The 20029-nt window shown below is 58.9% G+C and carries 15 protein-coding genes; 5 read left to right on the top strand and 10 right to left on the bottom strand.

Annotation, left to right across the window (positions count from 1 at the left end):
- The first annotated feature begins 11 nt into the window (after positions 1 to 11).
- The 3 genes from ACR0M2_RS05115 (at position 12) to ACR0M2_RS05105 (ending at position 5418) form a co-directional block, all read left to right on the top strand.
- Positions 12 to 1433: an FAD-binding oxidoreductase gene (locus ACR0M2_RS05115; RefSeq protein ID WP_480704183.1), complete on the top strand. Its 1422-nt coding sequence runs from the start codon at positions 12 to 14 to the stop codon at positions 1431 to 1433.
- Positions 1434 to 1499: 66 nt separating this feature from the next.
- The gene (locus ACR0M2_RS05110) at positions 1500 to 2774 is read left to right on the top strand and encodes a hypothetical protein (RefSeq protein WP_480704182.1); all 1275 of its coding nucleotides are present in this window, start codon (positions 1500 to 1502) and stop codon (positions 2772 to 2774) included.
- Positions 2775 to 2910: 136 nt separating this feature from the next.
- Positions 2911 to 5418, top strand: coding sequence for a GcvT family protein (locus ACR0M2_RS05105; RefSeq protein WP_170408946.1), 2508 nt, complete (start codon positions 2911 to 2913; stop codon positions 5416 to 5418).
- A gap of 42 nt (positions 5419 to 5460) precedes the next feature.
- On the opposite strand, the gene ACR0M2_RS05100 is transcribed toward ACR0M2_RS05105, so the two are convergent.
- A complete protein-coding gene (locus ACR0M2_RS05100) occupies positions 5461 to 6114 on the bottom strand; it encodes a DUF938 domain-containing protein (RefSeq protein WP_480704181.1) in 654 nt (217 codons plus the stop codon).
- Positions 6111 to 7184, bottom strand: coding sequence for an NAD(P)/FAD-dependent oxidoreductase (locus ACR0M2_RS05095; protein WP_480704180.1), 1074 nt, complete (start codon positions 7182 to 7184; stop codon positions 6111 to 6113). Before ACR0M2_RS05095 ends, ACR0M2_RS05100 begins: the two co-directional genes overlap by 4 nt.
- A gap of 128 nt (positions 7185 to 7312) precedes the next feature.
- Between ACR0M2_RS05095 and ACR0M2_RS05090 the strand changes: the two genes are divergently transcribed.
- Positions 7313 to 7717, top strand: coding sequence for a hypothetical protein (locus tag ACR0M2_RS05090; protein WP_480704179.1), 405 nt, complete (start codon positions 7313 to 7315; stop codon positions 7715 to 7717).
- A gap of 3 nt (positions 7718 to 7720) precedes the next feature.
- Positions 7721 to 8953: an HlyD family secretion protein gene (locus ACR0M2_RS05085; RefSeq protein ID WP_480704178.1), complete on the top strand. Its 1233-nt coding sequence runs from the start codon at positions 7721 to 7723 to the stop codon at positions 8951 to 8953.
- Positions 8954 to 8972: 19 nt separating this feature from the next.
- On the opposite strand, the gene ACR0M2_RS05080 is transcribed toward ACR0M2_RS05085, so the two are convergent.
- The 8 genes from ACR0M2_RS05080 to xdhA all read right to left on the bottom strand — a co-directional run bounded on the left by ACR0M2_RS05080 (position 8973) and on the right by xdhA (position 19839).
- The gene (locus ACR0M2_RS05080; protein WP_480704177.1) at positions 8973 to 10406 is read right to left on the bottom strand and encodes an MFS transporter; all 1434 of its coding nucleotides are present in this window, start codon (positions 10404 to 10406) and stop codon (positions 8973 to 8975) included.
- Between the two features lie 63 nt (positions 10407 to 10469).
- Complete coding sequence (locus tag ACR0M2_RS05075) at positions 10470 to 11543, bottom strand: BMP family ABC transporter substrate-binding protein (protein ID WP_170408950.1); 1074 nt, start codon at positions 11541 to 11543, stop codon at positions 10470 to 10472.
- Between the two features lie 31 nt (positions 11544 to 11574).
- Positions 11575 to 12495, bottom strand: coding sequence for an ABC transporter permease (locus tag ACR0M2_RS05070; RefSeq protein ID WP_170374180.1), 921 nt, complete (start codon positions 12493 to 12495; stop codon positions 11575 to 11577).
- A gap of 3 nt (positions 12496 to 12498) precedes the next feature.
- Positions 12499 to 13581 carry an ABC transporter permease gene (locus tag ACR0M2_RS05065; protein WP_170360597.1) on the bottom strand — a complete coding sequence of 361 codons (1083 nt, stop codon included), beginning with the start codon at positions 13579 to 13581 and terminating at the stop codon, positions 12499 to 12501.
- 36 nt (positions 13582 to 13617) lie between these two features.
- Positions 13618 to 15135: an ABC transporter ATP-binding protein gene (locus ACR0M2_RS05060; protein WP_170347790.1), complete on the bottom strand. Its 1518-nt coding sequence runs from the start codon at positions 15133 to 15135 to the stop codon at positions 13618 to 13620.
- Positions 15132 to 16067, bottom strand: a complete 936-nt coding sequence (gene xdhC / locus ACR0M2_RS05055) for a xanthine dehydrogenase accessory protein XdhC (protein WP_480704176.1) — start codon at positions 16065 to 16067, stop codon at positions 15132 to 15134. Before xdhC ends, ACR0M2_RS05060 begins: the two co-directional genes overlap by 4 nt.
- Entirely contained in the window at positions 16067 to 18481 is a 2415-nt protein-coding gene (gene xdhB / locus ACR0M2_RS05050; RefSeq protein WP_480704175.1) for a xanthine dehydrogenase molybdopterin binding subunit, read from the bottom strand. Before xdhB ends, xdhC begins: the two co-directional genes overlap by 1 nt.
- On the bottom strand, positions 18478 to 19839 hold the full coding sequence (gene xdhA, locus ACR0M2_RS05045) for a xanthine dehydrogenase small subunit (protein WP_480704174.1): 1362 nt from the start codon (positions 19837 to 19839) through the stop codon (positions 18478 to 18480). Before xdhA ends, xdhB begins: the two co-directional genes overlap by 4 nt.
- Between the last annotated feature and the right edge of the window lie 190 nt (positions 19840 to 20029).

The raw sequence follows: 20029 nt of genomic DNA, 5'->3' as shown, positions 1-20029 counted from the left end.
AGGAAAATTAAATGGTGCAGGCAGCAGCGTTGCCGCGAAACGAGGCCGGGATTGAAACGGCTGTCAGTATTCTAAAGCAGAAGTTTGGTGATCGCCTGCAAACTGGCGAGTCGGTCCGAGAACAGCATGGCCACACGACGACCTGGATCAACAATCAGGTTCCGGACGCGGTGGTTTTCCCCCGTTCGACCGCGGAAGTATCCGAGATTGTCAAAACCTGTGCCCAGCACAAGGTGCCGGTGATCGCCTTTGGCACCGGCACATCGCTGGAAGGGCATGTGAACGCCCCGGCGGGTGGTATCTCGGTCGACCTGGGTCAGATGGATCAGGTGCTGGCCGTGCATGCAGGTGATCTGGATTGCGTCGTGCAACCAGGGGTGACGCGAGAAGACCTGAATACCCATCTGCGCGATCAGGGCCTGTTCTTTCCCATTGACCCCGGTGCCAATGCATCGCTGGGCGGGATGGCGGCAACGCGGGCCTCGGGCACCAACGCGGTGCGCTATGGCACGATGAAGGACAATATCCTAAGCCTTGAAGCGGTCATGCCCGATGGTCAGATCATCCGCACCGGCCGCAGGGCACGGAAATCCTCGGCCGGGTATGACCTGACCCGCTTGCTGATTGGGGCCGAGGGCACGCTGGGCATAATCACCGAACTCACCCTGCGCCTGCAGGGCATCCCCGAGGCGATCACCTCGGCCCGGTGCTCCTTTCCAACGGTTGATGCGGCCTGTCAGGCGGTGATGATGACGATCCAATACGGCGTGCCCGTGGCCCGGATCGAGCTGCTGGACGAACTGTCAGTCAAGGCAGCCAACGCCTATTCTGGGCTTAGCCTGCCGGAAACGCCTTTGCTGCTGTTGGAATTCCACGGATCGGAATCCGGCGCGGTTGAGCAGGCCGAAACCTTTGGTCAGATCGCTGAAGAGTTCGGTGGTACGGATTTCGCCGCCACCTCAACAACGGAAGAGCGCAACAGGCTGTGGCAGGCCCGGCATGATATGTACTGGGCCAGTCTGCAATTGCGCCCCGGTGCGCGGGGGATTTCCACCGATGTCTGCGTTCCGATCTCGCGCCTGGCGGAATGCGTCACCACGACCCGGGACAAGGCCAAGGAACTGGGCCTGATGGCACCGATCGTGGGGCATGTGGGGGACGGGAATTTTCACACTCTGCTGTTGATCGACATGGACAACGCCGATGAGGTGGCGCGGGCGGATGGGTTTGTCGGTTGGCTGAACGATCTGGCCATCTCGATGGAGGGCACGTGTACCGGTGAGCATGGAATCGGGCAGGGCAAGCGACCCTATCTGATCAAGGAACTGGGCGCGGCGGTCAGCTATATGGATGCAATCAAAAAAGCACTCGACCCGGACAACATCATGAACCCGGGGAAAATCCTGTCGAATGCAGATTTCGACCATCGTTAAAATTTCGGGCTGAAAGCCACAAGGCTGCCCAAATTCCATTCTATCTTTCGCAAAAATGAGCAGCGATTGATTTTGGAATCTCAGATGGGCATTTTGCGGATTTTTGGTTTTATGGTGGTCGTAATATCGACTATTGCGGGCCTTGATTATTACCAACAGGGCAAAAAGCACGAAGGCACTTTGTCCGTCAGTGGTTATGTCGAATCGATCAAGCACCGTTTTGCGCAACAACAGGAAGAGCGTGAGGCCAAAGCCGTCGAACGTAACCGGAAAAAACGCTGGAAAGCCGGGGCCAAGTCTTATCTGCCAGCAGCCAGCGCCGGATGGGCACAATTTGAGCTGACCCAGATGGACAGCGCGCCCGTCGATACGGTGCTTTCGAATTATGCCCCGATCCCCCTGATCAGTTCGGTATCTGGTACGGCTGAACTGATGCGTCTGGTGAAAGGCGGCAAGAAAGGGATCGCGCGCAAGCTGAGCGAAACCGGGCTGGTATATGCCAAAGGTGATGAGGTCGTCTGGTTCGACATCAGCCTCAAACCAAAATCGGCGCGTAACTCGCTGGCGGGCATGGCCCTTTCGCGGCAGCAAAATTTCATGTCGCATACCGCGATCAAACAGGGTTTTGCGGTGATTGACGGTGTCGCATTCATGGAAATCACTCAGGACCTGACCAATCCCACTGAAGCGGTGGATTATCGCAGGATCATCGGGCGGATCGGGATTGACGAAGAGGTTGTGATCCGGATGGGCACTAATGCCGATGACGCCACGATTCTAGAGCTTTTGGAGGCCGTCGATTATGCCGCCCTTAACACTTTACTGACTTATCCGTCGCTTGTGGTGGGGCAGGGTGTTTCGGTCCAGCAAGACCGCCAGCCAGAGGTCGCCGAAAAGATGGATCAGCTGTATAAGGAAATGCAGTTGGTTCAGGAAAAGATCACCGATGAAAAGCTCAAGAATCTGGATGTCACGGCCATGATGGTCAATTCGTTGACGGCGTCGGATTTCAACAGCGATGGCATCATGGATATTACCGGGGGTGAGGTATTCGAAAATCAGGACATCCTGCAAATCGGGTATGGTCGGGCGCAAAAACTGCTGTTGGACTCTGATCAGCGCCAGGCGGCTTTGGCAGAAGAGGACCAGGCCGAAGGATCGGGTTTTTTCAACAGGCTGAAAAACAAACTGCCAGCCTTTGCAGCGCCCAAGTACAAGGATACGGCAGTGAAACCGGCTCCGAAAAAAACCTCGCAACCAGTGCGCGTGCATAAGGGCGGGCTGGGGACGTCCTGCGCGCAGGTTGGCAGCATCAAGCGGTGTTCAGCCTCGGGGCAATAACGCCAATCACGATGATTCCGCAGTCTGTTTACGGTGGCGGGTCGTTTTTTTTCTCTCACTGGTCGGATGAATGTCGCGCCGGGTGCTTCAAATGCGCCATATGGTGTCAACTGAATTCAAGGGGAGACGCCCGGTTATGAAAACCCAAGTCAAAGCATTGGTTGTTGGCGGCGGCGCCGTTGGGACCTCGATTGCCTATCATCTGGCCAAAGCGGGTTGGGATGATGTGATGTTGATTGAACGGGATGAGCTGACGTCCGGCTCGACCTGGCACGCCGCTGGCCTGCTGCCGTTGTTCAACATGTCCTACGCGACAACTCACATCCACAAGTACTCGGTCGACTTCTACAAGACGCTTGAGGAAGAAACCGGTCTGAACGCAGGGTTTGCTGTGGTCGGCAACCTGCGCATGGCCCAAACGCAAGAACGTATGGACGAATACATGCTGTATGCGTCCACGGCCGAGACCTGCGACGTTGCATATGAATGGCTGACCCCGGACCAGATCAAGGAACGCTGGCCGCTGATCGAGACGTCGGACCTGAAGGGAGCGATTTACCACACTGAAGACGGCTACATTAACCCGGCCGACGTGACGCAGGCGATGGCCAAAGGTGCCCGTCAACGCGGCGTCGATATCGTCCGCAAGATGCAAGCCGATGCGTTCCACTGGAACGGTACCCACTGGGAAGTCACCTGCACTAAGATGGTCGAGAAGGGCGGCAACCTCATTCCTTCGGATGAGCAGGTTGTTATCACCGCCGAGCATGTCGTCACCGCTTCCGGAAACCACGCGCAGCGCACGGCCAAGATGCTGGGCATCAAAATGCCTGCGATCCCGGTCGAGCACACCTTTATCGTCATGGACAAAGACCCCGAGCTGGTCAAATGGCGCGAAGCTGGCAACCCCGAACACCCTGTTGTCCGCGATGCTGACAACGAATCTTACGCCCGCGAGGAACGTGGCGGCTGGATTCTGGGTATCTACGAACACGGCGCGCCTGCGCAGTTCGAACACGGCGTGCCGGACAGCTTCCGCGCGGACCTGTTCCCGCTGGATCTGGACCGGATTGCTGATCAGTACATGGCGATGGCCGAACGCGTGCCGTCCTGCGCCGAGTCTGGTCTGAAAGACGATTTCAACGGCCCGATCTGCTATACCCCCGACGGCAACCCGCTGGTTGGTCCGGCTCCGGGCCTACGCAACATGTGGCTGGCTGAGGGCTTCAGCTTTGGTATCACGGCTGCAGGCGGCACCGGCTACTATCTGGCACAGATGATGGTGGATGGCGAAGCCGAGATCGACATGGCCTCGCTGGACCCCAAACGCTACAGCAGTAACTGGATGACCACCGAGTTCGCGGCCCGCAAGAACGAAGAATGCTATGAGCACGTCTACATCCTGCACCACCCGGATGAAGAGCGTGAAGCCTGCCGTCCGCTGCGGACTGTTCCGGCCTACGACCGTCAGAAAGCACGCGGCGCGCAGTTCGGTTGGGTTAACGGATGGGAACGTCCGAACTACTTCGGTCCCACCGATGCACCAGATAACTTTGATAAGGAAAGCCGTTCGTTCCGTCGTGGTGGCTGGTGGCAATACGCCGTCGAAGAGGCCAAAGCGATCCGTGAAGGCGTGGGTCTGGTCGATGCATCCGCGTTTACCAAGCATGTCGTCAAAGGCCCCGGCGCCACCCAGTTTCTGGACTGGTTCACCTGCAACAAGCTGCCCAAAGTTGGTCGTATCAACCTGACCTACGCGCTGACCTCGCATGGCACCACCCGAACCGAATACACCATCGTCCGCAATGGCGAGAATAACTATTACATCGTCTCAGCCGGCGCTTGGACCGAATATGACGCCGACTATCTGCGTAAGGCGGCTGAGGACAAGATGGAAGAGTTCGGCTACATCGAAATCCAGGACGTAACCACCCAGTGGGGCGTCTTCGCCATCGCCGGACCCAAGTCGCGTGACGTTCTGAAAGAGGTCATCAAGGACGCCGATCCGGAAACCGCGCTGTCCAACAAGCGTTTCCCGTGGCTGTCGGCCCGTCAGATCGAACTGGGCATGTGCCCGGTCAACGCGATCCGAGTGGCCTATACCGGTGAACTGGGCTGGGAACTGCACCACCCGATCGAAATGCAGAACTACCTGTTCGACTTGCTGGAAAAAGCGGGTGAGAAGCACGGTATGAAGCTGGTTGGCGCGCGCGCCCAGAACTGGTTGCGTCAGGAGAAATCCTATCGCGCCTTTGGAACCGAACTGGGCCGCGACGCGACCCCACTGGAAGCTGACCTGCCGCGTTTTGTCGACCTGTCCAAGGACTTCCACGGCAAGGCCAAGCTGGAAGAAACCGGCGTGCGTGTGAAGTGCTGCACTTTGTTGATCGACGGGCCGGACGATGCCGACCCGTGGGGCCGCGAGGCGCTGTATACGCCAGAAGGCGAGCGTGTGGGACGTCTGACTTCGGGCGGCTACTCGGTGGCGTTCGAAAAGTCCATCGGTATGGGCTACGTGAAACCTGAAATGGCAGTCGAAGGCACCAAGCTGAAGGTCAAAATTCAGGACAAGCTTTGGGATGCGGTCGTGACCTGCGACAGCCCCTACGATCCGAAAAACGAAACCATCCGCAAGGACGGTTAACCCGGACAGAGAACAGGCGGCGCAGAGGTGCCGCCTGTTTTGCTATTGGCCCGGCTTTTCCGCGATAAAGGCCAGGTTGTTTGCAGGCATCTCAACGATTTCGACAATGGTTAGGTTCTGGTCGCGCATCAGCGCGGCAATGTCATCGTCATCCTTATACCCGATCTCAGCGTCTTGCTGGACCAGAGCATCGTGAAAGCGTTGGTCGCCATCGCTGGTCAATTGCCCCGAACGTTTGAATGGTCCGTAAAGGATAAACCGCCCCTTGGGGGCCAACGCCTGCGCGGTTTCGGTCACCAGCATTTGTGTTTCCGGCCAGCTGATCAGATGCACCAGATTGATCAGGACGATCAGGTCCTGACCGGCGAACTCGGTGTGCCAACCTTGCGCAGTGGCGTCCAAAGCCACTGCGTCCACAACGTTGGGCAGATCGGCAGCATAGGCTTTGATGCTGGTTATCCGCTCGACCTCGACTTCGGTCGGTTGCCAGATGAGGTTTGGCAGGCACTGGGCGAATGCGCTGACATGCTGGCCGGTGCCGCTGGCAATTTCCACCGCCCGGCCTGCTTTGGGGGCCCATTGAGCCAGTAGGTCACACAAAGCTTCGGCATTGCGGGTCGCGGCAGGGGCGACAAGCCGCCCGTCCTGACCTTCGGTGGCAACGCTGGCGTTGGAGGGGAGGGTTCTTTTGCTCATTGACGCAACCTTTCAGGGCTGAGGTCGGCAATGATTTCAGGGTCCAGTTCAGATGTCGCGCCGGTCGTCAGATCAGCAACCAGTTGCGAAGCCGCCGGAGAGGTCTGGAACCCATAGCCACCTTGACCCGCAGACCAGACAAAGGTCGGATCAGACGGATCGGGCCCCAATACCAAAGTTCCATCCGGCGCGAAGCTGCGTAGCCCTGCCCAGTTTACCTCAACCCGGGTGACGGGTTCGGTCACCATCTCTTCGTACCGGGCTAGCCCCTCAGCCAACACCATGTCATCGGCGTAGGCATCCTGCGGTGGTACGGGGTCGGCCTCGCACGGGGAAACCAACAGTTTGCCCGCATCTGGCTTGGCATACCATGTCTCACCCGCGCCCAACATCATCGGCCAGCCGCTCAGGTCATGCCCGCCGGGGGCAGGCAGCCGCGCCATCGACCTGCGTTTCGGAATTATTCCGATTGTTGCAATCCCCGCCATCACGGCGATCTCGTCAACCCAAGGGCCGGCAGCATTGATCAGGATGCGGGCTTCGTAGACTTCCCCAGCCTCGACGACCCAGCGCCCATCCTTGCGAATGGCGGTGACCCTGGCCTTGGTCACCACGTCACCGCCATTGCCGCGAATGGTGCGGGCGAAATCCTGCAGCAACCGGTCCGTGTCGATATCAAATGCCCCACTGCTGAGCGCTGCGAACCCAAGGGTGTCGGGGTTCAGGATTGGCACACGTGCCAGCGCCTGCGCCGTTTGGATCACTTGCATATTCAGATCATGGACGTCCCGTTCAAAGATTTCGGCCTGATCCTTACGACCAACCAACATCAGATCGCGGGGCGTCAGATACCCGCCGTTTTCAGCTCGCATAAACGCGGCACTGGCCCTGTTCAGCGCAACGACGGAGGGCGGACCATAGTTTTCCTCGAACAACGCGGCGGACCGGCCAGACGCGTGATAGCCCAACGCATCCTCAGCCTCGAGCACAGTTACCCGACCGTGATATGACAGGCGTGCCCCGGCGCTCAGACCGGCGATACCGCCGCCTATGACAAGAAAATCAATCATATGTCCCCTTTTCACCGCGTACCTACTATGGCGAAACCGATCGTCCTAACCTGTCTGGAACTCTAAGCAGGCTTGAATTTGCGCATCAACCCATCCAAAGAAGTAACAAGCAATAACAGGAGGGCAGGGTGAGTACCGCAGATCTACACCCGATGGCCACGGGGCATATTCCGTCCTACGTGACCCAGGCGGACGGCAGTGATTTTCTTTTAACGTTCATGTTTGTGTTTACCGTTTTGGTGATTGTTCTGATCGGGGTTGGATATTTCACCCTGCATTCGATCCCCGAAAAGATAGCGCACGAATCCAACCACCCTCAGTTCCAGTTGGTCGGGATACTGGCCTTGCTGGCGCTGTTCACCCATAACGGGTTGTTCTGGGTCGCCGCCATTCTGGTGGCTGGGTTCCAGTTCCCCGATGTGGCCGCTCCACTCAGAGCCATTGCGGATGCAATCCGATCTTTGGGCAATCAACGCCCCGAAGGCCCCGCAACGGCCCAACCCACCGAACCCACCGCGCAGCAGGAGCATTAGAATATGCTTGAGACATTGATGTGCGCGCTGGTGACGGTGCTGCCCGACTATCTGTTTCGCCGCTACGTTCAGGGTAAGCGGATCGGGCATGAAATCACGCTGTTCACCATGTGGTACGAATTGCGCTGGGGTCTGACCACTTGCGCCATTCTGGCGCTGACAGTGATCACCACGCTGTTTTATTTTCATCCCGCCAGCAAAACCGCGGCCTCGTATTTCCGCACCGTGACGATCCTGCCGCAACTGGGCGGGCGTGTGTCCGAGGTTTATGTGCGCAACAACGAAACGGTGACCGCTGGACAGCCGATCTTCCGGATCGAGGATTTCACACAGAGAGCCATGGTCGAGGCCGCGCACGCCGATATAGCGCAGGTTCAGGCATCGCTCAGGGTGGCGCAGACCGATCTGGCTGAGGCTGAGGCTGGCATCGCCGGGGCACGCGCTGCGTTGGATCAGTCGCTGGAGGATCTTGAACGCAACACCACGCTGCGGGACGAAGGGTCCAGCGCCGTGCGTCTGGCCGAGATTGACCGGCTGGAAAACCTGGTAGCCGAGCGTGAGGCACAATTGCGGGCCGCCGAGTCACAGCGCGCAGCAGTCGTGCAGCAGATCGAGGAGTTGATCCCCGCTCAACTGGCCAGCGCCAACGCTCAGCTGGACGCTGCCCTGACCGAGCTGGACAAAACCGTGATCAGCGCCGGGGTCACTGGCCGGATTGAACAGTTTGGCCTGCAGGTCGGCGACTATGTCAGCCCTCTGTTGCGTCCGGCAGGTATCTTGGTGCCGTCACACTCGGGCCATGATCGGTTTCAGGCCGCGTTCAACCAAATGTCCGCGCAAGTCATCAAACCGGGCATGATCGGAGAGCTGGGTTGTATGACCAAGCCGTTCACCGTGATCCCGATGGTCGTGGTTGAGGTGCAGGATGTTATCCCCTCGGGCCAAATACGCCCTTCGGATGAGCTGCGGGATGTGCAGGCCAATACCAATCCCGGATCAATCCTGGTGTATATGGAGCCGCTTTATGAAAGCATGGCCGATGACATCCCGCCGGGCAGCAACTGTCTGGCCAATGTCTATACCGATAACCACGAACGGCTAGAGCATGAGGATTTGGGTTTCTGGAAATCTGCAACGCTTCATGTGATCGACACGATTGGCGTTGTTCACGCTGCGGGCCTGCGCCTGCGTCTGATCCTGATGCCGGTGAATACGTTGGTTTTGACCGGTCATTAAACCAACCCCGGCCGCGCCGTCACTTAGTTGCGCGGCCGGGTATTTTCGCCTCGGTCAGCGAGGCATAAGAATAGGCCAGAACGCAGGCTGCGAAGCCTGCCACAAAGCCAAATACCATGGTGTATGAGTTGCTGAGGGCATAGACGGAACTGCCCAAGGCCATGCCGACCGTGCCACCCAACAGTTGAAACGTCATGGATATCCCGCTGGCCTGCCCGTGCAGATCCTGTGGCACGGCAAGCATGATGGTCCGCCGGGGCGGGACAAACAGGAACGGTACGCAACACCCCCACAAAACATAGCCAGCGAAGATCGGCGCCGTGACTTCCAGATGCATTCCCAACGCAACCAGCACGATGGCCAGTGTCCCCAACGCTGTGCCCGTCAGCGATGGGCCGCGCGTGCCAAACCTGTCGGCCACCTTACCGGCCAATGGGGCCACGAAGATCTGCGGAAACGCGATTGGCAAAAGGGCGGCACCGGCGGCCAGCGGTGAAAAGCCAAGTTTGGTTTGAAAATACGACGCGCCGAACACAAACAGGGCAATCTTGCCGAACTGCGCAGTGAACAGGATCATGTTCGAGGCCGCGAAACCCGGCTTTGCAAATAGTGATATTGCAATCAGTGGCGTTTGAATGCGTTGTTCGACCCGGACAAATAGGGCCAGCGCTACGAAGCCTGCAAGAAGCGCCATAATCACCTCGGGCTGGGTCCAGCCCCGATCTGGCCCCTCCATGATCCCGAACACCAGCGCAGCCAGACCCGGCACCAGCAGCAACAGACCCTTCCAGTCAAACCCAAGTTCAGGCTGGTGTGGTGGATCACGCCAGTAGACCAAGGCAATCGCGGCAACAGCCAATACAATTGGCGGGTTGACCCAGAAAATCCAGCGCCACGACAAGTATTCGGTCAGTATGCCTCCGACCAGTGGCCCGAGTGACAGAAAGACTGTTCCGATGCCGCCGTACAGACCAAGGGCAAGACCGCGTTCCTTTTCATCGAAGGATTGGATCAGCACCACCATCGACAAGGGAAAGATCAGCGCAGCACCAACGCCCTGAACCGCGCGGGCCGTCAGCAGCGCCAGGCCGCTCTCGGCAAACCCTCCCAACGCTGAGGATAGACCAAAGATTAGAAGGCCCACGCTCAGCAAAACCCGGATGCCCAAAATGTCGCCCAATCGTCCCGCAGCGCCGGCAAAACAGGCCAACACCAAAAGGTAAATATTGACCACCCAATGCGCATCCAACCGCGACAGATTTAGTTCGGCCCGGATGGTGGGCAACGCGACACTGACGACTGTTTCATCCAGCAATATGACGCCAAGAATGGCCCCCATCGCGCCAAGTATCCACCAGCGGCTGCGATCTTGTGCCTTGGTTTGCATCGGTTTTTCGTCCCACCGTTGATGGATCACCGGCCCCATCAGGTCTGGTGCCGGCCCGTTCGTCAAGGCGCACTCCAACAAAAAAGGGCCAGCCAAATGGCCAGCCCTTCGGTGTGAGTGTTGTTAGGTTTACTGCGGAATGTCGCCTTCCAGCCCTTCGACATAGAAGTTCATGCCCGCCAGCGTTCCGTCATCGGCGGTTTCGCCTTCGGCCAGCCAGTCGCTGCCGTCCTGCTTTTTCAGCGGACCCGTGAAGGGGTGGTATTCACCTGCGGCCATGGCGGCCTTCATCGCCAGCGCTTCTTCTTTCACTTCGGCAGGAACCGCGTCCGAGATTTCGCCAATCTCAACCATGCCTTCTTTGATGCCGTCCCAGGTGTTCACGGTTTCCCACGACCCATCCATAACAGCCTGAGTGCGCGCGATGTAGTATGGCGCCCAGTTGTCGATGATCGAGGATACGCGCGGCTTGGGGGCGTATTCGCTCATGTCCGAGGCCTGCCCGAAGGTGATTACGTTGCCTGCCTCTTGCGCGGCCGCCTGCGGCGCGGTCGAGTCGGTGTGCTGCAGGATCACGTCGGCGCCCTGTTCGATCAGAACGGTGGCGGCGTCCGCTTCTTTTGCGGGATCGAACCAAGTGTAAGCCCAGACAATCTTGAACTCGACATCCGGGTTCACCTTCTTGGCGTGAATATAGGCTGAGTTGATGCCGCGGATCACTTCGGGGATCGGGTAGGAACCAATATAGCCGACGATGTTCGACTCGGTCATTTTACCGGCGATGTGGCCCTGAACGGCACGACCTTCATAAAAGCGAGCAGAATAGACCGAAACGTTGTCGGCGGTCTTGTAGCCAGTCGCATGCTCGAATTTCACGTTTGGGAATTTCTTGGCCACGTTGATGGTCGGGTCCATATAGCCGAACGACGTGGTAAAGATCAGGTCAGCCCCTTCCAGCGCCATCTGAGTCATCACACGTTCAGCGTCCGGGCCTTCGGGCACTGATTCCACGAATACAGTTTCGACCTTGTCACCGAAATGCTCTTCGACCGCCAGACGGCCCTTGTCGTGTTCATAGGTCCAGCCGCCGTCGCCGACGGGGCCGACATAGACGAAACCGACTTTGGTTTTGTCTTCGGCCATGGCGTTTGTCGCCAAACCCAGCGCCATGGCGGCGCTTGCCAAAAGTGATGTGAATTTCATGTGTTACTCCCCAAGTTGGTTTAATTGGCCCCTAGTGTGAGGCATGGAAGATCCGGCCTAGTGAGGCAGGTGCGCTGCTCTTGTCGGCCGAAAGGATCACAAGCACAAGGATCGTGATGATATAGGGCGACATTGCCAGATACTCGACTGGAATGGCAACGCCCGCCGCCTGCAAATTAAGCTGCAACACCGTGATTCCGCCGAACAAATAGGCACCCAGCAAGGCGCGCCATGGCTTCCAGCTGGCGAAGACCACCAGCGCCAGGGCGATCCAGCCGACACCGGCCGTCATCCCCTCGGTCCACTGCGGGACGCGGATCAGGCTGATATAGGCTCCGCCGAGGCCCGCGCACGCGCCACCGAACAGGATCGCCATGATGCGGATCTTGATAACCTTGTAACCCAAGGCGTGAGCCGCATCGTGGTTTTCACCCACCGCGCGCAGGATCAAACCGACGCGAGTGTATTTCAGAACGGCCCACACGGCGGCTGTCAGGGCGATACCGACATACAGGATCGGGTCATGCTGGAACAGGATCGGGCCGATCACCGGGATATCGCTGATCACCGGGATGTGGATGTCACCCATGCTGGGCGGCTTGATACCTACATAGCTTTGGCCCAGAAGGGCGCTGAAACCCAGGCCAAACAGGGTTAGGGCCAAACCACTTGCAACCTGATTGGCCAGCGCGAACTGTGTCAGAAGCACAAACAGTAGCGACAGTACGGCGCCGCCGATGGCCGCCGCAATGAACCCCAGCCAGGGTGAGCCGGTTTCGACCGAGATCGCAAATCCGCTGATTGCACCCACGATCATCATACCCTCGACGCCAAGGTTCAGGACGCCTGCTTTCTCGACCACCAGCTCTCCGATTGCAGCCAACAGCAGCGGAGTTGCGGCCACCATCAGCGAGGCGATCAGAAGTACGGGATTGATTTCACCTAAATCCATGGGTCACGCCACCTCGCTATGGGCCGCACGGATGCGGTAGTTGGTCAAAAGATCGAAAGCCAGCAGGAAGAACAGAAGCATCCCCTGGAACACCTGAATGGCAGCGGCGGGCAGGCCCAGCTGAGACTGCGCGATTTCACCGCCGATATAAGTCAGCGCCATCAGGCCACCGGCCAGCAGGATACCCACCGGATGCAGACGGCCCAGAAAGGCCACGATGATCGCGGTAAAGCCATAGCCGACGTTAAAGTCGATGCTGACCACACCCGAGGGGCCGGACACTTCGAACATGCCCGCAAGCCCGGCCAGCGCGCCGGACAGACCCAGGCAGAACAAGATCAGCCGCGCCGGGTTCACGCCTGCAAACTTTGCCGCGCGAGGGGCTTCTCCGGTCAGCCGGATGTGGAAGCCCAACATGTGCCGGTTCAGCAGGACATAGGCAAAGATCACCGCGATCAGTGCGGTCACGACACCCCAGTGCATCCCGGACCCCGCGATCAGTTCCGCATTATGTGCGCTTTCATAGGATTGCAGGTTACGCGAGCCGGGAAAGCCGAAGCCTTCAGGGTTTTTCAGCAGGCCCAGCGAGACCGAGGCCAGCATCTGTTCGGCCACGTACACCAGCATCAGCGAAACAAGTATTTCATTGGTGCCGAAACGGACCTTTAGAAAGGCCGGAATGGATGCCCACAACCAACCGCCAAGCGCGCCAGCGATCACCATGATCGGAAAAACGTAAAACGCCTCTAGCGGATAGAAGGCCAAGCCCGCACCGGCACCAAAGATGGCACCCATGATGTATTGACCCTCGGCCCCGATATTCCAGATACCGGCGCGGAAACCCAGCGATAGGCCAATAGCGATCAGCACCAGAGGTGCCCCTTTCACCAGCAATTGCGGACGGTAATAAAAGGCGAATTCTCCGAACAGAGGTTCCCAGAAAATGGTGCCGATTGCTTCGATCGGGTTCTTACCCAGAATTGCGAACAGAATGCCGCCAAACACCATCGTTGCCAACACCGCCACCAGGGGGGTGGCATAAGACCACGCCTTGGACGGCTGCGGCCGTTTCTCCAACACAATCATCCGCTCATCCCCCTGATTTCATTCTTTTGTAATGGGTTAGACATGGGCCACCTCCATGCCATGTGCGCCGCCCATCATCAGGCCAATCTCATCCACGGTCAGGCCGGTGGTTGGGCGCGGCGCGCTCAGACGCCCTTCGTTGAGGGCGGCAAAGCTGTCCGAGATTTCCATTAATTCATCTAGATCTTGGCTAATGCAGATGACTGCGGTTCCTTTAGCCGCCAGGTCCAGAATGGACTGCCGGATCGAGGCTGCCGCCGCCGCGTCCACGCCCCAGGTGGGCTGGTTCACCACCAGAACGTCAGGGTTCTGCAACACCTCGCGTCCGATCACGAATTTCTGCAGGTTGCCGCCTGATAATGACCGCGCCGCATTTTCGGGCCCCGGCGTGCGGACGTCGAAGGCGCTGATGATTTTCTCGGCGAAACTTTTGGTTTCTGACCACTTCAGAAAGCCGTTGCTTTCCAAACCTTCGCGCACCGAACCGGTCAGCAAAGCGTTTTCGGTCAGGCTCATGTCCGGGGCAGCAGCATGGCCCAGTCGTTCTTCGGGTGCCGTCAGCACGCCAAGCTTGCGTCGGGCCGTCGGCCCCAGTTTGCCGATCGGCTGGCCGTTGAACTTGATGGCATCTGCTGTTGTCTGGATTTCACCGGACAACACGCCCAGCAGTTCATCCTGACCGTTGCCAGCCACGCCGCCGACACCAAGAACTTCGCCCTTACGGACCGTCATGTGAACGTTCTTCAAAGCCGTGCCAAATTCCGAGGGCGACGGAACTGAAAGCCCGCTGACATCCAGCGCTACCTCGCCAAATTCACGCCCCGAGCGTTCCGGTGTCTGCAAGGTTGAGCCGACCATCATCTCGGCCATGTCCCGCGCCGAGGTTTCAGACGGCACACACTCACCTACGTTCTTGCCCAGACGCAAAATGGTGGCGTGGTCGCAAAGCGTGCGAATTTCTTCCAGCTTGTGCGAGATATACAGGATCGAGGTGCCCTCGGACCGCAATTTGTTCAGTGTTTCGAACAGGATCTCAACCTCTTGCGGGGTCAGAACCGAGGTCGGCTCGTCCATGATCAGCAGCTTGGGGTCCTGCAACAGGCAGCGGATGATCTCGACCCGCTGACGCTCGCCGGCGGATAGATCGCCAACGGTGCGGAACGGGTCCAGCGGCAGGCCATAGGTTTCCGACACTTCGCGGATACGCGAGGCCAGATCGCCCATCGGCGGCGGGTTCTCCATCCCCAGCGCGATATTTTCGGCCACGTTCAGCGCGTCAAACAGCGAGAAGTGCTGGAACACCATCGCGATACCGTCGGCTCGTGCGGCGCGGGGTTCCGGTGGCGCAAACGCCTGACCGCGCAGCAGCATTGTGCCGCTGTCGGGCTTCACCAGCCCATAGATCATTTTCACCAGCGTGGATTTACCCGCGCCGTTTTCGCCCAGCAGGGCGTGAACTTCACCCTCACCGATGTCAAAGGACACCTGATCATTGGCCACGACGCCTGGATAGGCCTTGGTCAAACCTTGTAAGCTTAGTAGTGGAGTGGTCACGCGCTCAGGTCCTTCTTCAATTCGTTCTGCCGCGTGGGACGCAGCAGGTCTGCTGCAACGCCAACGGCGATCATTTGCGGGTGTTTGCCCAAACCGGGGTCGCCGATTGGGCAGGTGATCCGGTTGATTCGTTCGGGCATATGCCCCAGCGCTGCCAACCGAGACCGGAATCGCGCCCATTTCGTAGCCGAGCCGATCAGCCCCGCAAAGCGGAAATCGTGTGAAAGCAGCCGGTTGCACAGCTCCAGGTCCAGATTGTGTGAATAAGTCAGCACAAGATGTTCGGCATTGGTCGGCGCGTGGCGCACCAATTCGGCCGGTTTTGCGACCGGAACCACTGTTACTCCGTTTGGAACCGTGTTCGGAAAACGCTCAGGTGCAGTGTCGACCCATGTGATTGCCAGATCGGGCAGTGGTGCGAGCACATCCACAAGTGCACGGCCGACATGACCTGCACCCCAGATCCACAGATTGCGGGCCGGTTTGTGTACCGGTTCAACCATCCAGCCGTCGATCAGTTGCGGATCGGGCGCGATACCCTGACCGCGCGCAGCCGCCAGCAGGCGTTTGACGGACAGGGGCATGTCACCTCCCGCCGCCGTTCTTGCGATGACCGTATCGTCCAGAGCGTCCACCGCGTTTGCGTCAAAGACTTCGCTAAACAACGAGACCGCGCCGCCGCAGCACTGCCCCATGTCTGGGCCAAGCGCATGATGCGTCAGGCGCGAGGATACGATTTGGGTTCGTGCGGCCTGGGCTGCTTCGTATTCAAGTACGCCACCCCCGATTGTACCGCTTTGCCCATCCTTCCAAACCAGCATAGCGGCCCCAACTTCGCGTGGGGACGACCCTTTGATCGCCGCGATGACCACCCGAGTTACTTTTCCGTGGGTTTTGACCGCCTCCCTCAAAGCCTCCAGGTCGAATCCCATCAGATGCCTCCCTTCACCCTTTGAACGCCGCGCCAGACTTCTTCGGCCGTGGCAGGCGCATCCAGTGCCGGATAGCTGTCTCCACAGGCCGCCACCGCGTTGGACAGTGCCAGCCAGGCGGAAATTCCCAACATAAAGGGCGGCTCACCCACCGCTTTTGAGCGATAGATCGTGTCCTCGCGATTCTCACCATCCCAGAGTGCGACGTTGAAAATGTCGGGTCGGTCTGAACAGGCGGGGATTTTGTAGGTTGACGGTGCATGCGTGCGCAGGTTGCCCTTGCCGTCCCAGACCAGTTCTTCGGTCGTCAGCCAGCCTGCGCCTTGCACATAGCCACCTTCTACCTGCCCGATATCCAGTGCCGGGTTCAGCGACGCACCCGCATCATGCAGGATGTCGGTGCGCAGAATGCGGTTCTCTCCGGTCAATGTGTCGACGGCAACCTCGGTGATCGAAGCACCATAAGCAAAGTAGTAAAACGGGCGGCCCCGGCCCTTGATCCGGTCCCATTCGATCTTAGGCGTCTTATAGAACCCGGTTGCAGACAGACTGATGCGCCCTTGATACGCCAATGCAGCGGCTTCGGCAAAGGTATAGCGTTCTTCGCCGACCGAGACGTGGCCATCCGTGAAGGTAACGCTGGACGGATCAGCCTGATGCCGTTCGGCCAGATAGTCGGCCATCCGATCGCGGATCGTGTCGCACGCGGCCTTCACCGCCATGCCGTTCAGGTCACTGCCCGAAGACGCGGCCGTGGCAGAGGTATTCGGCACCTTGGCCGTGTCTGTGGCGGTGATCTTTACCAACTCGAGCGGAATGCCAAAGCGCGAGGCTGCAACCTGCGCGACTTTCTGGAACAGGCCCTGGCCCATTTCTGTGCCGCCATGGTTCAAGTGGACCGAACCGTCCTGATACACATGCACCAGCGCACCCGCCTGATTCAGGTGGGTTAGTGTGAAGGATATCCCGAATTTCACCGGAGAGAAGGCGATGCCTTTCTTAACCACGCTGTTTTCGGCGTTCCACGCCGCGATAGCCGCCTTGCGCGCGGCATAATCGCTGGATTTCAGCAGCGCTTCGGTCATGCCGTGCAGTTCGAAATCGGTGACTTCCATGCCGTAGGGCGTTGTATTGCCGCCTTCCGGCACCGGGCGCACGGGCGGAGCGGTCTCAACCTGCTCAACAGCGCCAAGACTTGTCAGATCCTCATGCGGATCGACGCGTTCCAACGGACGCCTTGCCAGATGTTCAGGTTCCATGGTTGGCGGATGGGCAGGGTCGTAATAGTTCCGGCGGCGCAGCTCGACCGGGTCCAGACCCAATTCATAAGCGGCATGGTCCATGACCCGTTCAATCGCGATCATACCCTGCGGGCCGCCAAATCCGCGGTAGGCGGTGGCGGATTGGGTGTTGGTTTTCAGCCGGTGGCTTTCAATCCGCGCATTAGGCAGCAGATAGGCATTATCCGAATGCAGCATGGCACGGTCAGCGACAGGCAGGGACAGGTCCTGCGCCCAGCCGCAGATGGCGTATTGCAGGAAGGACACGCCCTGAATATGACCATGCTCATCAAAGCCTGCGCGATACGAAATCCGGAACGCATGGCGCTTGCCGGTGATGACCATGTCATCGTCGCGGTCATAGCGCATCTTGCAGGCCTTGCCGGTTACACGCGCGGCAATGGCACAGGCCACGGCCAGCGCGTTGCCCTGGCTTTCCTTGCCGCCGAACCCTCCGCCCATGCGGCGGGTTTCGACCCGGACGGCGTGCATCGGAACGCCCAAAGCGTCAGCAACCTTGTGCTGAATCTCGGTCGGGTGCTGTGTTGAGGAATGCACCAGCATATCCGCACCTTCGTTCGGCACGGCTAAGGCCGCCTGACCCTCCAAATAGAAATGTTCCTGCCCGCCGAGCTCAAAGCCCCCGTCGATCACATGGGTCGCGCCCGCAATAGCCGCATCCGCGTCGCCCTTGGCATAAATGCGCGGGCCTTCCTCGAACCGGCTATTGGCAGCAAGCGCCTCTTCGACCGTCAGGATTGGGGTTTCTTCGTCATAGTCGATCTTGCCCAGCCGTGCGGCCTTGCGGGCGGCCAGATGGCTGGTGGCGACCACCAGAAAAACGGGTTGGCCGATATAGTGAACGGTGCCGTCAGACAGCAGCGGCTCATCATGGATAGAGGGCGAGACATCGTTGGCAAAAGGCAGGTCTTCGGCCGTCATGACCATCTCGACGCCTTCGGCTGCTTTGACAGCGGACAAATCCATCGCGGTGATCTTGCCCTTGGCAATCGGGCTCATACCGAACGCCAGATAAAGCGTTCCCTTGGGCGTCGGAATGTCATCTACGTAGCGGGCGGTGCCGGACACATGAAGCGGCGCTGCGTCGTGGGGGAGGGGTTTTGTCACGCTCATGCCGACACCCCCAGCACGTTGGTCACGTGGCCCTGATCTTCAAGGTAATACCTTTCCAGCAGCGCCTTGGCCGTCTCAAGCCGATAGGTGGCCGAGGCGCGCATATCCGTCATTGGTGTAAAGTCATCGTCAAAGGCCAGCATCGCAGTATGCACCGTTTCACGTGTCCATGGATTCCCGTTCAACGCGGCCTCGACTTGAGTGGCGCGTTTTGGGACGCCGGCCATGCCGCCAAAGGCGATGCGCGCCTGGTCGACGACACCATCTGAAACGGTGATGTTGAAACAGCCACACACGGCCGAGATATCCTGATCGAACCGTTTGCTGATCTTATAAGCCTTCAGGCGATCCGCCTGACGTGGGAAGCTGACGGCCTCGACAAACTCGCCGGGGCTGCGGTCCTGCTTGCCGTAGTCGATGAAGAACTCCTCCAGCGGTATCGAACGGCGGTCGTTGCCCTTGCGCAGATGCAGGGTGGCGTTCAGGGCAATCAGCGCGGGCGGGTTGTCCCCGATGGGGGAGCCATTGGCGATGTTGCCGCCGACGGTGGCCGCGTGGCGCACCTGAACGCTGGCATATCGGCGGATCATCTCGGCGTACGAGGGGTGCAAATCGGTCAGCGCCTCGCCCATGCGGTTCATATCGACCATGGCCCCAAAACGAATTTCATCGTCCGTTATTGTAATGTCTTTCAGATCGTCACAGCGATTCAGGAAGATCACCGGATCAAGATCGCGCAATTGCTTGGTGACCCACAGCCCTACATCGGTTGCGCCCGCGACCAGAGTGGCATCTGGGCGTTCGGCATAGACCGCGGCCAATTCGTCAGAGGAGTCCGGCAGCATGGGTATCGTGGCAGGTGTAGAAACAGGTTTGTCCTTGACCCAGACGGGCACGGGGTGTTCTTCGGCGGCTTTGGCCGCGCGGATGATCGGGGCGTATCCGGTGCAGCGACAAAGGTTCCCCGCCAACTGCGTGTCATGATCCTTTGCCCCGCTCGAATGGCTGGCAACCATCGACATCACGAAACCGGGGGTGCAAAAGCCGCATTGCGATCCATGCAGATCAACCATGGCCTGCTGCACCGGATGGGCTTCGCCATTTGGGCCGCTTGCACCTTCGACGGTACGAACCGCTTTGCCGTGCAGTTGCGGTAAAAACAGGATGCAGGAATTCAGCGCCTTGGCGCCGCCTTCATCCGTGACCATGACGGTGCAAGCCCCGCAATCACCTTCGTTGCAGCCTTCCTTGGTACCGGTCAGGCCCCGATCCTCGCGTAGCCAATCCAGCAGGGTCGCTGTCGGATCGACATCCGCCAGTTCCACTGTCTCTCCGTTCAGAAGAAACGTGATATCCATTCGAGAAACCCGTCGCCTTACCCGGTTGCGCCCCTGTGGCCCTCCTTCGATGCGACGTAGAAAGAGTGGCGGGCGGAAAGCTTGCCATTAGATGTTAGAAACAGGGCAGGTTATCTGGCAAGAAAAACTGCCTATATGATGTACCATTAGGACCGATTTGCGAAAAAACACCGGGTTTCTGTAATATTCA

It is taken from the genome of Ruegeria sp. BE10 (assembly GCF_056538905.1).
Note: the sequence above shows the minus strand (reverse complement) of the source record. Positions and strands in the feature narration are given on the sequence as shown.

What these genes read in the sequence shown, in the direction of transcription:
- ACR0M2_RS05115 (WP_480704183.1), top strand. Translation starts at nt 12, where the DNA reads ATGGTGCAGGCAGCAGCGTTGCCGCGAAACGAGGCCGGGATTGAAACG.
- ACR0M2_RS05105 (WP_170408946.1), top strand. Translation starts at nt 2,911, where the DNA reads ATGAAAACCCAAGTCAAAGCATTGGTTGTTGGCGGCGGCGCCGTTGGG.
- ACR0M2_RS05100 (WP_480704181.1), bottom strand. Translation starts at nt 6,114, where the DNA reads ATGAGCAAAAGAACCCTCCCCTCCAACGCCAGCGTTGCCACCGAAGGT.
- ACR0M2_RS05095 (WP_480704180.1), bottom strand. Translation starts at nt 7,184, where the DNA reads ATGATTGATTTTCTTGTCATAGGCGGCGGTATCGCCGGTCTGAGCGCC.
- ACR0M2_RS05085 (WP_480704178.1), top strand. Translation starts at nt 7,721, where the DNA reads ATGCTTGAGACATTGATGTGCGCGCTGGTGACGGTGCTGCCCGACTAT.
- ACR0M2_RS05075 (WP_170408950.1), bottom strand. Translation starts at nt 11,543, where the DNA reads ATGAAATTCACATCACTTTTGGCAAGCGCCGCCATGGCGCTGGGTTTG.
- ACR0M2_RS05070 (WP_170374180.1), bottom strand. Translation starts at nt 12,495, where the DNA reads ATGGATTTAGGTGAAATCAATCCCGTACTTCTGATCGCCTCGCTGATG.
- ACR0M2_RS05065 (WP_170360597.1), bottom strand. Translation starts at nt 13,581, where the DNA reads ATGATTGTGTTGGAGAAACGGCCGCAGCCGTCCAAGGCGTGGTCTTAT.
- xdhC (WP_480704176.1), bottom strand. Translation starts at nt 16,067, where the DNA reads ATGGGATTCGACCTGGAGGCTTTGAGGGAGGCGGTCAAAACCCACGGA.
- xdhB (WP_480704175.1), bottom strand. Translation starts at nt 18,481, where the DNA reads ATGAGCGTGACAAAACCCCTCCCCCACGACGCAGCGCCGCTTCATGTG.
- xdhA (WP_480704174.1), bottom strand. Translation starts at nt 19,839, where the DNA reads ATGGATATCACGTTTCTTCTGAACGGAGAGACAGTGGAACTGGCGGAT.